Annotated in this window: 12 protein-coding genes and 3 pseudogenes; 8 read left to right on the plus strand and 7 right to left on the minus strand. The window is 60.0% G+C overall.

The genetic code is table 11. From position 1 onward, the window contains the following. A pseudogene (locus C472_RS17790) lies at window positions 1-341 on the minus strand (transposase); the annotation flags it as partial. Window positions 342-1,971: 1,630 nt separating this feature from the next. Between C472_RS17790 and C472_RS16975 the strand changes: the two are divergent. The 5 genes and pseudogenes from C472_RS16975 to C472_RS16325 form a co-directional block, all read left to right on the plus strand. Next, a complete protein-coding gene (locus tag C472_RS16975; RefSeq protein WP_152420621.1) occupies window positions 1,972-2,589 on the plus strand; it encodes a hypothetical protein in 618 nt (205 codons plus the stop codon). A 123-nt stretch (window positions 2,590-2,712) separates the two neighbouring features. Continuing rightward, the gene (locus tag C472_RS16320; protein ID WP_082238246.1) at window positions 2,713-3,045 is read left to right on the plus strand and encodes a hypothetical protein; all 333 of its coding nucleotides are present in this window, start codon (window positions 2,713-2,715) and stop codon (window positions 3,043-3,045) included. Between the two features lie 317 nt (window positions 3,046-3,362). Continuing rightward, entirely contained in the window at window positions 3,363-3,779 is a 417-nt protein-coding gene (locus C472_RS16980; protein ID WP_152420622.1) for a hypothetical protein, read from the plus strand. Then, on the plus strand, window positions 3,748-4,365 hold the full coding sequence (locus C472_RS16985; RefSeq protein WP_152420623.1) for a hypothetical protein: 618 nt from the start codon (window positions 3,748-3,750) through the stop codon (window positions 4,363-4,365). Before C472_RS16980 ends, C472_RS16985 begins: the two co-directional genes overlap by 32 nt. A gap of 119 nt (window positions 4,366-4,484) precedes the next feature. Continuing rightward, window positions 4,485-4,692, plus strand: a pseudogene (locus C472_RS16325) (IS6 family transposase); the annotation flags it as partial. Between the two features lie 224 nt (window positions 4,693-4,916). On the opposite strand, the pseudogene C472_RS18130 reads toward C472_RS16325, so the two are convergent. The 3 genes and pseudogenes from C472_RS18130 to C472_RS08070 all read right to left on the minus strand — a co-directional run. Continuing rightward, window positions 4,917-5,033, minus strand: a pseudogene (locus C472_RS18130) (transcriptional regulator TrmB); the annotation flags it as partial. 109 nt (window positions 5,034-5,142) lie between these two features. Next, window positions 5,143-5,754, minus strand: coding sequence for a hypothetical protein (locus C472_RS16335; protein ID WP_082238247.1), 612 nt, complete (start codon window positions 5,752-5,754; stop codon window positions 5,143-5,145). Beyond that, window positions 5,755-6,066 carry a hypothetical protein gene (locus C472_RS08070; protein ID WP_006629326.1) on the minus strand — a complete coding sequence of 104 codons (312 nt, stop codon included), beginning with the start codon at window positions 6,064-6,066 and terminating at the stop codon, window positions 5,755-5,757. It lies immediately after the preceding gene. Between the two features lie 384 nt (window positions 6,067-6,450). Here C472_RS08070 and C472_RS08075 point away from each other — a divergent pair, with 384 nt between their 5' ends. Both C472_RS08075 and C472_RS08080 read left to right on the plus strand, forming a co-directional pair. Next, a complete protein-coding gene (locus C472_RS08075; RefSeq protein WP_006629327.1) occupies window positions 6,451-6,870 on the plus strand; it encodes a PPC domain-containing DNA-binding protein in 420 nt (139 codons plus the stop codon). 40 nt (window positions 6,871-6,910) lie between these two features. Continuing rightward, a complete protein-coding gene (locus C472_RS08080) occupies window positions 6,911-10,468 on the plus strand; it encodes a DNA polymerase II large subunit (protein WP_006629328.1) in 3,558 nt (1,185 codons plus the stop codon). A gap of 103 nt (window positions 10,469-10,571) precedes the next feature. Here C472_RS08080 and C472_RS08085 read toward each other — a convergent pair whose 3' ends face one another. Together C472_RS08085 and C472_RS08090 are read right to left on the minus strand one after the other, a co-directional pair. Beyond that, window positions 10,572-10,877 (minus strand): putative quinol monooxygenase, encoded by a 306-nt coding sequence (locus C472_RS08085; RefSeq protein WP_006629329.1) that lies wholly within the window; start codon window positions 10,875-10,877, stop codon window positions 10,572-10,574. 45 nt (window positions 10,878-10,922) lie between these two features. Further along, on the minus strand, window positions 10,923-11,567 hold the full coding sequence (locus C472_RS08090; RefSeq protein WP_006629330.1) for a bifunctional 4-hydroxy-2-oxoglutarate aldolase/2-dehydro-3-deoxy-phosphogluconate aldolase: 645 nt from the start codon (window positions 11,565-11,567) through the stop codon (window positions 10,923-10,925). Window positions 11,568-11,784: 217 nt separating this feature from the next. Between C472_RS08090 and C472_RS08095 the strand changes: the two genes are divergently transcribed. Continuing rightward, the gene (locus C472_RS08095; RefSeq protein ID WP_006629331.1) at window positions 11,785-13,974 is read left to right on the plus strand and encodes an elongation factor EF-2; all 2,190 of its coding nucleotides are present in this window, start codon (window positions 11,785-11,787) and stop codon (window positions 13,972-13,974) included. Between the two features lie 112 nt (window positions 13,975-14,086). Here C472_RS08095 and C472_RS08100 read toward each other — a convergent pair whose 3' ends face one another. Then, window positions 14,087-14,581, minus strand: a complete 495-nt coding sequence (locus tag C472_RS08100; protein ID WP_006629332.1) for a DUF3592 domain-containing protein — start codon at window positions 14,579-14,581, stop codon at window positions 14,087-14,089. Window positions 14,582-14,711: the final 130 nt, after the last annotated feature.

Genomic DNA, 14,711 nt, shown 5'->3' on the forward strand with positions numbered 1-14,711 from the left:
AACTCCTTCGAGGTAGTCCACGCTGCTGCGTTCTTGATCGACGAGTATGAGTTCTCGATCGCTCCGCGGTCACTGTACTGTTCGATCTGCTGTTTCGTCCAGCGCCGGTCTAATGCGACCTCGTCACTCGCGTCAAGACTCGTAATGAAGGGCTGTGGCGATCCCTCTTCATGGACATCATCATCTTCTGCGGGGGGTAACACGACGACGTTCGTATGTACTGCGTGGTTTGAGACGCCGTTCTTCACTGTACCGTGCATGACGAAATCCTCCTCGACATACAGCGGGGTGTCGTTCGGTTCGTGATACCCCTGCTTCAGTTGGTCAAACTGGTCACACATCGGTCCAATCCGATGTTGATCTTTCTTGGCAGGGATTACGTAATCCAACCGCTTGTTAATAANATCGGTCCAATCCGATGTTGATCTTTCTTGGCAGGGATTACGTAATCCAACCGCTTGTTAATAAGCGTCTGAAGGACGTCTACAGCGTGAAATTCACGATCGGCATACACCATCCTGATGTCGACATAATCTTCGGCGATCGAGAGAAGTCGCCGTGCAACATCCCCGACGTAGTAGGAACTATCCTTACCCGGATAGGCGTCTGTCGCAGCGTAATCCGTACTCCCGAGCGGACACACCCCAACGACGTAGTGGGTGTTCTCGCCGACGACCACGACCGTCGCAAACTTGTGACACCAACTGTACTCTTTTCCCTCCGGTGCGCCCTGTACCCATTCCATCTCGTCACGATCACCATAGTAGGCAACGTACGTCATATCCAGTGCGACTTTCGCCCGAGTCCCAAACCGTGAGCCGTTCCCGTGTTCGAGCTCCCTAATTCGGGGCTTCGCGCGTGTGTATGTTTTTCGGAGAGCAAAATTCAGCACAGTCGCGATCTCCTCGACAGACATCTGCTTGAGCGCTTCCAATAGCGTCTCACCAGATGGCCCATCCTCGTAGAACGGGTCATCAACAGCGGGATCTGGATTTTTCATGTCGCCCAACTTCTGGCCCGAATTGTGTGCCGCCTGCTGTTTGATCGACGCGATTGCTTCTAAGACGAGTAACTCATCGTCGTCGTAGATCGCGTCATCCGGCCGAGGGAGTGAGATTGAGGGGATGGCTACAGATTTCAACTCATCAAGCACCTCGTGGCCCTTCTTCCGTAACAGGCGTTGGACGGTTCGATTAGACAGCGACTGTTCGTCCTCGCCGTCCGCTGTTTTGAGAAGATCATTCCCGATCGGTGCGCCCCGTTCAGCTGCAAGTGCTCGAATCTCTTTCACTCCCCGTTCAACGGGTNGTTTTGAGAAGATCATTCCCGATCGGTGCGCCCCGTTCAGCTGCAAGTGCTCGAATCTCTTTCACTCCCCGTTCAACGGGTGACTGAAGTTCCTCGAATCGTCCTTCATCTAATCGCGTTGGCTTGAACGTGCTTTCTGAGGGAAGATTGTCGAGGTCAAAACCCATAGCAGTGGCCAACTCTGGATTTGCTTCAAGTTGGTCCGGGATCGTCGTCAAGGAGATATCCTCGGCTTTCGCCCACACGTATGCGAGAAACATCCGTGGAAACGGTGTGGCAGTGTGCCAATCTGGATACCTGTCTCGTCGTTCAAATCGGTCGGTGTCACACTTATCAATGAGATCTATCCATTCTGTCTCTTCGTCGATGATCTCATCTGCTTGCTTTCCAAGGCCTGTGACCGGGGAGGAGGAGGTATCTGAGAGATTCATAACAAAATATTATTTTGTTGAATAGTAGCTCAGAATCTGAGTAAAGTGTATGGGTGTCGTTTCCGGAAACGAATTCATGTATGACGCGAGGTCTGGCTGCCAAATAAGTAGAATTCGCTGAGTAGACTCCATCTCTGATACCCCTCAGCTGGTGAGCCAATTCCAAACCAGATATAACTCAGATTCTGAGTAGACTCAAAATCTTAGTTGATGTCCCTCTACGACCTACCTGATGACCAATCAAATCGCGGAATTTTTTAAGAGAGATGGCGCAATTGGGTTGATTCTCGCAATTGGTCCTGAGAATGCCCGATTCAAAAAAATAGTATCTCAAGTAGCAGTAAGCCATGATACAGTGTCGAACCGGGTCGAAGAGGCTCGCAATCTGGGATTGATCAAGGCAGAAGCTGTTTCAGATATTGGAACGAGCTTCACCAACAAACTCACACCAGTTGGAGAGATCTGTTACTGGGGGATGGTAGAATTAGGATTAGATGACGCATATACAGAATATGTTAACGCGATTGATAACTACAACAATTTATCAGACAGATACGCTCAACAGGTTGGTGACGAAGCTGAGTGGTTAGATTGGGTACTTGAGAGTGACGTTCGCGTGGATAACTTACTGACGAAGTTCGAGGCGCGAGGAGAAGATATGATACTACCTTTTTCAAGCTATCCAGAACCGGTTAAAGAGGCCCTCCGACAGCAGTCAGTTGAGCCACTCGAACAGATCGATCATAAGGACTTCTGGTTATGGCGTATCATACAATATCCCCCAGAACCCGACCAAGACAATAGCCCGATACCACCGTATAACAACGATCACGACCCTGATAGTAAATAGTTAATTCTGTTGAACTCTATCATAGACTGTAGGTTTTAACAGAATTAAAAGTTAGTAATATTTGCTTGAAGCCTAGTAGAATAAGACCAAAATATTTTTGTATATAGACATTATATTCCGGCTATGATTAGCCCGGAATTGCGGATGAACCTCTCAAGACTCGGACTCGTTATTTTTGGTTTTATTGGATCAGTTCTTGTCTTCGTCGGACTCAACGAATATGTATTGGGAACTCTTTTTTCATTAATTGCTGGGGCTGGTGTGTTCTTACTATTAGAAATGAGGAAAATATATTCTATCATTATGATAATAGTCGGAATAATTGCTCTTCTATTCACTATTCTCCACTATCTAGATCATGGTATAGTAGCTCTCACGATTCTCTATACTCTCATCACAATATTGGGTATTGTTCGTGGGAGTCAAGCATATCAGACAATAGGACCAGATAGTTAATCGATCGTTTAATTTTAGCTGAACTTCCTATTAGAACAGTATTCTGTGGAGCGTTTTACTAACTCTCTTTGAATGTGTGAGAATTTATCCACAATCCCAGTACTCTATTCCGGCGATTAGTATAATATGAACTAATATATCGTTTTTGAACGGGATATTTTAAAATACTTTATAAAACTAGATGATTTAGATATAATATTCTCTACTATATTAATACTAATCTATAGTTTAGACATAGATATAGTTCGAATTAGACCTGCGAGTATTATATTATCTTCGTGGCATAGAATTATATGTTAGTAGTATGTATGGTTAGTATGGAAATTAATAAGCGTGATTTCCTCAGGCGTGTCGGTGGTGGAGCAGGTGCTGTGGGCATGACAACACTTATAAGTACCACTGGAGCTGCGGAAGACGATAATGGCGGGACTCAGAAGCGTGCCATAGATTGTTACCCGAACGAATCTGATGAAGTTATAGCGTTTCTCTCAATTGAAGATGACCGACGGTGCCTATTCATCGCATTTGGAATTAGTAATATTGATGAAAAAGCAGATGAAATCAAACAAATAACTGAGCCATCACAGGGATCTGTTTGGGATGTTCAGTGGGATAGTGGCAACTTGGAATTCTGGGTTGATGGGGAAATAAACCAAACAGAATTCTCTATAAATAATAACAAAATAAAGGAAGAAAAAAAAGGTGGAGGAAGAATCTCTGCCTCCCACGCATGATCATAAAGATAATACAGAAGATGACAGCCAAATCTCTCCTGACGCAAATAACGAACCAATAGACGGTGGAGGAGGTGATACACCGGATTGGTGGGATGATCCTGAGTTTGAACAGCCGCCCGAGGAAACGTGTGATTCGATCAGTAATTTGAACGTCGAATGGGCGGAATTCTGTGTTGAAACAAGTGGTCTTTCACCAAAGTTCTATACAAAGTCCTGTACTGGTTCAGGAACTCCACTTGTTGGTGCTACTATTAATGGACTTAACGTAACGACACCACTAGGGTCAACCTTCTTTGGATATGACATCTGGTTTGGGTTCAATCCAGAGAATAACTGTATTTATCTCGGTTCCGAGATCGTTGATGTGTGTGTAAATAACTGTGAACTCCCGCCAAATCCGGTATACTCTGAATTTGAGGATGCCTTGATAGATCCGCTTACTGATATAGTTGATCAAAGAGAAGGCCTCATAGATGATGCCCCTGGGATAAATACCTCTGAAGAAAATACCGTTATAGCTATTGTAGCTGGGGTGATCGCGTTGGTTCTATGGATTCTGTCTGGAGGAGCAATAGGCTCATAGACTATTCTACATATTGACCAGCACCGAGTCAAAACCTATTATATACAACATATTTCAACAATGGGCACTGTCAAGTTAAGCCAGTTTGAGAAGTGAGCAATTCGTTGGTTTTGGTGTCTATGCTCAACCAAGAACTGCTCACTGAGACGCTTGAGACGGCGAATGTTGAATGTTGGGAGCGTGAGCGGACGGCGACGCCCGTCAGGGCGTTCGCCGTCCGACTCCACGCGACCGGTTGTTCTCTCAGAGAAACACAAGAGATTCTTCGTCTCTTCGGCGTAGAGCGCTCTCATCAGGCGATTTTTCAATCGGTTCATCGAGTGCTTGGAGGACTTCGGGCCCACGGTAGTACTGCCCCGTCAGTTCTTGAACTTGGTCCTCGATGGGCGTGGTCACCCCGTACCGCTCCTCGAGTTCGACCAGGGCTTCGTTCGCGAACGTTGCGAACTGATCGTCGCCGAGCCGGTCGATCTGGGCTTCGAGTTCCGCCTCGACGACATCGTAGTCGAGGCCAGCCTACACCAGCATGTTCATGTCTCGATATCGTCGTCGCGGCCGGCGTCCGTCCCGACAAGACCACGGTCGCGGAATCGCTTGAGGACACGGTTGACCGTATTCCGATAGTTATCGCTTCGGTCGGCGATCTCGGCGACGGTTCGCGGCTGGTCAAAGGAGTGAGTGCGGAGTAATCGTAGAGCGGGTCTTTGACCTACTCGAAGCGGTTCAGCAGGATCTCGGTGGGAGTTATAGAGACCGCAGCTCCAATCTCCATTATAATCATGAAGGTGGAAGGAGATCCGAGTCAATGACGTCTGAGCAGTCGACTGGAATCCCCTCCCACGCAGCATCGACGGCGTGATAGCCTGTCCACCCTTCACTTTTGAGAAGTTCAGCACACGTTTCACAAAACGCTGTTCGCGAGATAAGATCGTTATCGTAGAGAATGTAGAAGAGAAAAGTCGGTGGCACTACACGCGCCTCGAGGTCGCGGTTCTGAATCTCTCGACGGATCGAACGGCGGCCGTGAGCGTCCATCAACACTACGTAATCGACCGCCTTTGGATGCTGCACGAGATGCTGTTCCAGCGATTGCTCACCGGCATCAGCCCCATGCGGCCGAGGGACACTCGTGACACGTGTCAATGGTGTCTCTGTATCCTCAAGCGCATCAAGAACACGCGTACTACCGTGGTGAAGGCGATACGAGCGACTTCCTTCTGGAGCGTGAGAGCGGTTCTGCTCGTGATGGCGCTTTAGCTCCTGCTGGCAGACGTTCGTGGTCGTGAGTCCGATGTTCTCAGTAATACGATCCCACAGTGAGCTGTTCCCGACGGCGATCAGGGCGTCAGTATCGACGAGAATCGGATATTGCGGTTCATCAGTCGCCATTCAAACAAGATATTGGCTGGTATCATCCTCGGCTGCCGCGGCGAACTCCTCGATATCTTCCTGGAGGAGGTCGAACTCCTCGCCAAGCAGCAGGCGAGTAGCCTCCTCGGAGATCTCACCTGCCTTGTAGCGTTCATAGAGGGTGATTTTGTCCTCGTCAGTCATGGTCCGACGGAGCATATCTGCAAGCCCCGCTCGGGCGAGTTCGCTGATATTGATCCCACCGAGATGGATCGCATCGAGCTCGCCAGCCGCCTCTTTCAGCGCGCCCGCGCGGAATTTGATGGTATCGTCGTACGAGCCCTGACTCATATCTCTATGTACGGGCTGCTGCCAGTATAAATGTTCCCCCAGTTGGGAACGCGTGGGTACAAACAATTTGCTTGCGAGAGGATGTTTCTGGCCGCCTTAGTTGTTAGATAACTCATATTCTGAACAAGAATAATTATTTGTAGTCGATCCGGTATTGGATAGGCTACGACTTATTTCTCGCAATGGAACCGATATCGAATCGGGTACAAGAGCGGGTTTCTATGTAACCGACTGGAATTTGGCATATCTCCTCACGTTTTGTTAGACATCCGTTGTGAGAAAAAGAAGTCGTGAACGTTTCGTGTCGTTCGCAACTTAACAGGTCTCTGCCCGAAACGAGACCGATTGAAGCCTTTTTGCCCCCGGCACTCGTTGAGACGCCCTATGTACCATCGCGAGGTCGAACCCACGGCGGAGTACGTCGCGCGGTTCGAGACGGGGGCTGACTGGCGCGAGGAGATCGAGTCGCTGGCCCGCGAGGAGGACGTCGAGGCCGGCTGGTTCACGGCGCTCGGCGCGGTTCAGGACGCGGACGTCTGGTTCTACGACCAGGAGGACACCGAGTACCGGTCGGTCACCTTCGACGAGCCGCTGGAGGTGGCGGCCTGCGTGGGCAACGTCTCGCTGCTGGAGGGCGACGTGTTCGCGCACACCCACGCCGTGCTCTCGCGCCCGAGCGGGCAGGCGCTCGCGGGGCACCTCGACTCCGCGACCGTCTGGGCCGGCGAGTGCCACCTGCGCGCGTTCGCCGAGCCGCTGGAGCGCTCGCACGACGAGGCCACGGACCTGGACCTGTGGCTGTGACCCGGAGCGCGCACCGCGCGGCCCCCGCGACCGACGCTCGATGAGACCGGACGACGAGCGCTACTTCGCGCAGATCGAGGAGCGCCTCGACGAGGCGTGGGACGTGGCGGAGGCGGCCAAAGAGCAGGGTCGGGACCCGGAGCCGGAGATCGAGATCCCGGTCGCCCGCGACATGGCCGACCGCGTCGAGAACATCCTCGGGATCGACGGCGTCGCCGAGCGCGTCCGCGACCTCGAGGGCGAGATGTCCCGCGAGGAGGCGGCCCTGGAACTGGTCACCGACTTCGTCGACGGCAACGTCGGCGACTACGACTCCCGCGAGGGGAAGATCGAGGGGGCCGTCCGGACCGCGGTCGCCCTCCTGACCGAGGGGGTCGTCGCCGCGCCGATCGAGGGGATCGACCGCGTGGAGCTGTTGGAGAACGACGACGGCACCGAGTTCGTCAACGTCTACTACGCCGGCCCGATCCGCTCGGCGGGCGGGACCGCGCAGGCGCTCTCCGTGCTCGTCGCCGACTACGCACGGGCGCTGCTCGGCGTCGACGAGTACAAGCCCCGCGACATCGAGGTCGAGCGCTACGCCGAGGAGATCGCCCTCTACGACAAAGACACGGGGCTTCAGTACACGCCGAAGGACAAGGAGTCGAAGTTCATCGCCAAGCACATCCCGGTCATGCTCGACGGGGAGGCGACGAGCGACGAGGAGGTCTCCGGGTTCCGCGATCTGGAACGCGTCGATACCAACTCCGCGCGCGGCGGGATGTGCCTCGTCGCCGCCGAGGGGATCGCGCTGAAGGCTCCGAAGATCCAGCGGTACACCCGCAACCTCGACGAGGTCGACTGGCCGTGGCTCCAGGACCTGATCGACGGCACGATCGGGAAGGACGGGGCGGGCGACGGCGACGGGGCGGCGGACGACGACGCGGACGAAGGCGGCGAGGGCGAGGGCGACGCGGACGACGCCGGAAGTGACGGCGAGGGAGACAGCTCGAGCGCGGACGAGCCGGCCGGGTCGGTCCGGGCCGACCCCTCACAGAAGTTCCTCCGCGACCTCATCGCGGGCCGCCCCGTGTTCACCCATCCGAGCGAGGCGGGCGGGTTCCGGCTCCGGTACGGTCGCGCGCGAAACCACGGGTTCGCGACCGGCGGCGTCCACCCCGCGACGATGCACATCGTCGACGACTTCCTCGCCGCCGGCACGCAGATCAAGACCGAGCGCCCCGGGAAGGCCCACGGCGTCGTTCCGGTCGACTCCATCGAGGGCCCGACGGTCCGGCTCGCGAACGGCGAGGTCCGGCGGATCGACGACCCCGAGGAGGCCAAGGAGATCCGCAACGGGATCGAGAAGGTGCTCGACCTCGGCGAGTACCTCGTCAACTACGGCGAGTTCATCGAGAACAACCACCCGCTCGCGCCCGCGTCGTACGCCCCCGAGTGGTGGGTCCAGGAGTTCGAGGCGGCCGGCGCGGACGTGGCGGCGCTGCGCGACGACCCCCACGTCGACCTCGAACACCCCGGCGTCGACGAGGCGCTCTCGTGGGCGCGCGAACACGACTGCCCGCTCCACCCCGAGTACACCTACCTCTGGCACGACGTGTCGGTCGACGCGTTCGAGGCGCTCGCCGACGCGGTCGCCGCGGGCGACGTCGTCGAGGGCGTCCTCGCCGTCGAGCGCACCGACCCGGTTCAGGACGCGCTGGAGTCGCTGCTCGTCGAACACGCGGCGACCCCGGACGCGCTCCGGATCCCGACGTGGCGGCCGCTCGCGCGTTCGCTCGGGGTCGACGACGGACTGCGGAAGGAGTGGGACGAGGCGGACCTCTCGGACGCCGCCCGCGAGTACGCCGACGGCGAGAACGCGATCCGCGCCGTCAACGAGGTCGCCCCCTTCGAGGTGCGCGAGCGCGCGCCGACCCGGATCGGCAACCGGATGGGCCGCCCGGAGAAGTCGGAGAGCCGCGACCTCTCGCCCGCGGTCCACACCCTGTTCCCGATCAACGAGGCGGGCGGCCCCCAGCGCGACGTCGCCGAGGCCGCGAACGTGATGGACGACACCGGGCACCGCGGGCGACACGACCTGGAGGTTTCCGACCGGGTCTGCCCCAACTGCGGCGAGCACACCTACGCCGCCCTGTGTCCCGACTGCGAGACGCACACGGAGCCGCACTACGAGTGTAACGACTGCGGCACCGTCTGCGAGCCGGACGAGGCCGGCCGCGTCGAGTGCCCGAACTGCGAGTGGGAGGTGACCGCCGCGACCTACCAGGAGGTCGACGTCAACGACGCGTACCGCTCCGCGCTGGAGACCGTCGGCGAGCGCGAGTCGGCCTTCGAGATCCTGAAGGGCGTTCAGGGGCTGACCTCGCGGAACAAGACTCCCGAGCCGATCGAGAAGGGCGTCCTCCGCGCGAAGAACGGCGTCACCTCGTTCAAGGACGGCACGGTCCGGTACGACATGACCGACCTCCCGGTGACGGCGGTCAAGCCCGAGGAGCTCGACGTCACCGCGGACCACTTCCGCGAACTCGGCTACGAGACGGACGTCGACGGCGAGCCGCTGCGCCACGACGACCAAGTGGTCGAACTGCGCGTCCAGGACATCGTCCTCTCGGACGGCGCGGCCGAGCACATGCTGAAGACCGCGGACTTCGTCGACGACCTCTTGGAGCAGTTCTACGGGCTCGACCGCTTCTACGAGGTGAACGAGCGCGACGACCTCGTCGGCGAACTCGTCTTCGGGATGGCACCCCACACGAGCGCGGCGACTGTCGGCAGAGTCGTAGGTTTCACGTCGGCCGCCGTCGGATACGCTCATCCGTACTTTCACGCCGCGAAACGGCGGAACTGCGACGGCGACGAGGACTGCGTAATGCTCCTCATGGACGGACTTCTCAACTTCTCGAAAGAATTTCTCCCCGACCAGCGCGGCGGGCGGATGGACGCGCCGCTCGTGATGTCCTCTCGGATCGACCCCTCCGAGATCGACGACGAGGCGCACAACGTCGACATCGTCCGGGAGTACCCGGTGGAGCTGTACGAGGCCTCGCGGGAGCTGGCCGACCCGGAGGAGGTAGAAGACCTGATCCAGATCGGCGAGGACACGCTCGGGACCGACGACGAGTACCACGGGTTCGACCACACCCACGACACGACGGACATCGCGATGGGACCGGACCTGTCGGCGTACAAGACGCTCGGCGACATGATGGAGAAGATGGACGCGCAGCTGGAGCTGGCCCGGAAGCTCCGCGCGGTTGACGAGACGGACGTGGCCGAGCGGGTGATCGAGTACCACTTCCTGCCGGACATCATCGGGAACCTCCGGGCGTTCTCGCGGCAGGAGACGCGCTGTCTCGACTGCGGCGAGAAGTACCGCCGGATGCCCCTGACGGGCGAGTGCCGGGAGTGCGGCGGGCGGGTGAACCTCACCGTCCACGAGGGGTCGGTGAGCAAGTACGTCGACACCGCCATTGAGGTGGCCGAGCGGTTCGGCTGCCGGCCCTACACGAAACAGCGGCTGAAGGTGTTAGACCAGTCGCTGGAGTCGATCTTCGAGGACGACACGAACAAGCAGTCCGGCATCGCGGACTTCATGTGAGCGCCGGGTCGGTCCGCCGCGGGGGCCGTGCGGGTCCGGCAGCGCGCTCTCCGGCCACGCGCCCTCCACCCGCGACTCGCCCCGAGTTCGGGAGCGTCCCGGCTCAGAGGTCCAACTGCGCGGCCGACTCTACCTCGAACTGCCACACTTCCGGTTCCCCGGCGAGCAGGTCGGGGAGTGCCGCCTCGAACGCCTCGAAGTGGTCGGTCCCCGAGTGCGACTCGAACGCCTCGGCGTCCTCGTACCGCTCGAAGAACCGGAGCGTCGCCCCGTCTTCGACGTCTCTCGCGGCCCTGTAGTCGATAACGCCCTCCTCGCGGTTCGACTCCGCCACCAGGGTCTCGGCGTGGTCGAGCGCTTCGTCGATCCGGTCCGGGTCGATCGGGAACGCGGCGTGTACGACGAGCATTGTCGACGCTACGCCGCGCGCTCTGAAAACTGGACGGGAGCGGTCTCAGTCGCCTCCGCGCGCCTCCTCGACCACCCGCGTGAACTCCCGGGCGGTCTCGGTGATGACCTCGTAGTCGCCGCGCTCGGCGGCGTCGTAGTCGACGAGCGCGCCGCCCGCGCCGACCGCGAACGCGCCCGCGTCGATGTAGTCGGCGGCGTTGTCCGGGCTGACGCCCCCGGTCGGCATCATCGGGATCTGTCCGAGGGGCCCCTTCATCGCGCCGAGGTGGTCCGGGCCGACGGTTTTCGCGGGGAACACCTTCACGAAGTCGGCACCGGCCTCGTAGCCGCGGATCGCCTCGGTCGGCGTCATCACGCCCGGCGCGGTGACGGCACCGTACCGGTTGCACGTCTTGATCACGTCCTCGTGGAGGCTCGGCGAGACGACGAACTCCGCGCCCGCCATCAGCGTGGTCCGGGCCGTCTCGCTGTCGAGGACCGTCCCGGTCCCGACGACGACCTCGTCGTCGAACGAGCCGGCGACCTCGCCGAGCTTCTCCGCCACGTCCGGCGTGTCGGCGGTGATCTCGACGGCGGTGACTCCGCCCTCGCGCAGCGCCTCGGTGATCCCGATGAGCTGGTCGGCCGGGACCCCGCGCAACACCGCGACGACGCCGCTGTCGACGAGCCGTGAGAGCGTCTCGTTCATGCGTCCCCGTTTCCCCAGTCGGAACTTAAAACCGCCCCGATGCTTTCGGGCGGCTCCTCCGATCACCGTCGAGTCGGGGCCGCGGAACGGTCCGGCTCACCGATCGTGCCGTGACACCGACCGACACGAAATCGGCGGCGATCGGGGGTACTCCCCCGCGAAACGGCCGCGACGAAACACTACCCTTTTGACCCTGCTTTCGGTAACACTCGGTATAATGGGCCGACGCAAGAAGATCGTTCAGGAATGTGAGCGGCTGATGGACTCCCCGGAGAACATCCGGAACATCGCCATCGCCGCCCACGTCGACCACGGGAAGACGACGCTCTCCGACAACCTGCTGGCGGGCGCGGGCATGATCTCCGAGGACACCGCGGGCGAGCAGCTCGCGATGGACACGAAGGAGGACGAGCAGGAGCGCGGGATCACCATCGACGCGGCGAACGTCTCGATGACCCACGAGTACGAGGACACCAACCACCTCGTCAACCTCATCGACACCCCGGGCCACGTGGACTTCGGGGGCGACGTCACCCGCGCGATGCGCGCGGTCGACGGCGCGCTGGTGGTCGTCGACGCCGTCGAGGGCGCGATGCCGCAGACGGAGACGGTGCTCCGGCAGGCGCTCCGCGAGGGCGTGAAGCCGACCCTGTTCATCAACAAGGTCGACCGCCTCATCTCGGAGCTCCAGGAGGGGCCCCAGGAGATGCAGGAACGGCTGATGTCGGTCATCGCCGACGTCAACGAGCTCATCCGCGGGATGGCCGAGAACATGGACGACATCCCCGAGGACTGGACCGTCTCCGTCGAGGACGGCACGGTCGGGTTCGGGTCCGCGCTGTACAAGTGGGGCGTCTCGATGCCCTCGATGCAGCGGACCGGGATGGACTTCGGCGACATCATGGAGCTGGAGCAGAACGACAAGCGGCAGGAGCTCCACGAGCGCACGCCGCTGTCGGACGTCGTGCTCGACATGGTCTGCGAGCACTTCCCGAACCCGGTCGACGCCCAGCCCCGCCGCGTTCCGCGCATCTGGCGCGGTGACCCGGACACCGAGCTGGCCGAGGGGATGCAGCTCGTCGACGAGGACGGCGACGTCGTCTTCATGGTCACGGACATCTCGATGGACCCGCACGCGGGCGAGATCGCGACGGGCCGCGTCTTCTCCGGCACGCTGGAGAAGGGTCAGGAGCTGTACGTCTCGGGGACGGCGGGCAAGAACCGCATCCAGAGCGTCGGCCTCTTCATGGGATCCGAACGCGAGGAGGTGGACCGCGTCCCGGCCGGGAACATCGCCTCGGTCACGGGACTGCGTGACGCCATCGCCGGCTCCACCGTCTCGTCCGTCGAGATGACGCCGTTCGAGTCGATCGAGCACATCTCCGAGCCGGTCATCACGAAGTCCGTCGAGGCGCAGAACATGGACGACCTGCCGAAGCTCATCGAGACGCTCCAGCAGGTCGCCAAGGAGGACCCGACGATCCAGATCGAGATCAACGAGGACACCGGCGAGCACCTCATCAGCGGGCAGGGAGAGCTCCACCTCGAAGTGATCACCCAGCGGATCCGCGACAACCAGGGCATCCCGGTCATCACCGGCGAGCCGATCGTCGTGTTCCGCGAGCAGCCCCAGGAGTCCTCGCGCGAGGTCGAGGGGCAGTCGCCGAACCGCCACAACAAGTTCTACATCACCGTCGAGCCGCTTGACCAGGAGATCGTCGACGCCATCCAGCTCGGCGAGGTCTCCATGGACATGCCCGAACTGGAGCGCCGCGAAGCGCTACAGGACGCCGGCATGGACAAGGACACCTCCCAGAACGTCGAGGACATCCACCGGACGAACATCCTCATCGACGACACGAAGGGTATCCAGCACCTCAACGAGACGATGGAGCTGGTCCTGGAGGGGCTTCAGGAGGCGCTCGACGACGGCCCGCTGGCCGCCGAGCCGGTCCAGGGGTCGCTGTTCCGCCTCCACGACGCGAAGCTCCACGAGGACACCATCCACCGCGGTCCGGCGCAGGTCATCCCCGCGGTCCGCGACGCGGTCCACCGCGCGCTGATCGACGGCGAGGTCCGCCTGCTTGAGCCGATCCAAGACGTTCGGATCGACGTGCCCTCCGAGCACATGGGCGCGGCGTCCGGCGAGATCCAGGGCCGCCGCGGCCGCGTCGACGACATGTACCAGGAAGGCGACCTCATGGTCGTCGAGGGTATCGCGCCCGTCGAGGAGATGATCGGGTTCTCCTCCGACATCCGCTCGGCCACCGAGGGCCGCGCCTCGTGGAACACCGAGAACGCGGGCTTCCGCGTCCTCGTCGACAACCTCCAGCGCGAGAAGATCATGGAGATCCGCGAGCGCAAGGGCATGAAGCTCGAACTGCCGCAGTCGATCGACTACTTCTAAGTCGGCGACGCGGTCCGCGGGCTCTGCGGTTTCCTTCTGCGAGCTTCTCTCTCGACGCCTCCGTCCGAAGCGCCCCCGCCGTCAGGACGGGTCCGCCCTCTCGCCGGCCTCGTCAGCCGCGGACGCGCCGGAGCGCCACCCGCGCGCCGACGAACGCGAACAGCAGTCCGGTCACGACCGCGACGAGCGGGGCGTTCGACGTCTCGGACCGCAGGAACGCCCCGTCGGGGTCCGACGGGTCGACGTACGCGGTGGCGGGCTCGCCGACGGCGTAGCCGTCGAGGGCCTCGCGCGCCGCCGACTCGGTGTCGTAGTCGGACGTGATCGTCGACGGGAACAGGTTCGTCCCCGCGTACTCGGTGCCCTCGTACTCGTAGGTGAACCGGACCGTCGGTCGATAGTCAACGTCCCGGCTGCTACCGCTCGACGTCGACTCCACGTCGAGTTCGGTGATCGTCGCGTCGACCTCGACGGCGTCGTCCACGGCGTTTGACTGCTGGGTGTAGTCGTACGCGCCGTACCCGGTCACCGCGAGCCCGATGAGCAGCACGGCGGCCGCGCCCTTGAGCGTCTTCGGGCCGTTGACGGAGAGGCCGCCGTCGCTCATGTGGATCGACGACCCCCGTTCGGCGGACGGCGACCCGACTGACGGTAACTCTGTGCGGCGAATCGCGTCCCGACGCTCGACGGGACTCGTGGAGGGTAGCACACGCCCAGCCGTCGGTCCGGGTCTCGGA

The sequence above is a fragment of the Halorubrum tebenquichense DSM 14210 genome (assembly GCF_000337415.1).
Lineage (GTDB): Archaea > Halobacteriota > Halobacteria > Halobacteriales > Haloferacaceae > Halorubrum > Halorubrum tebenquichense.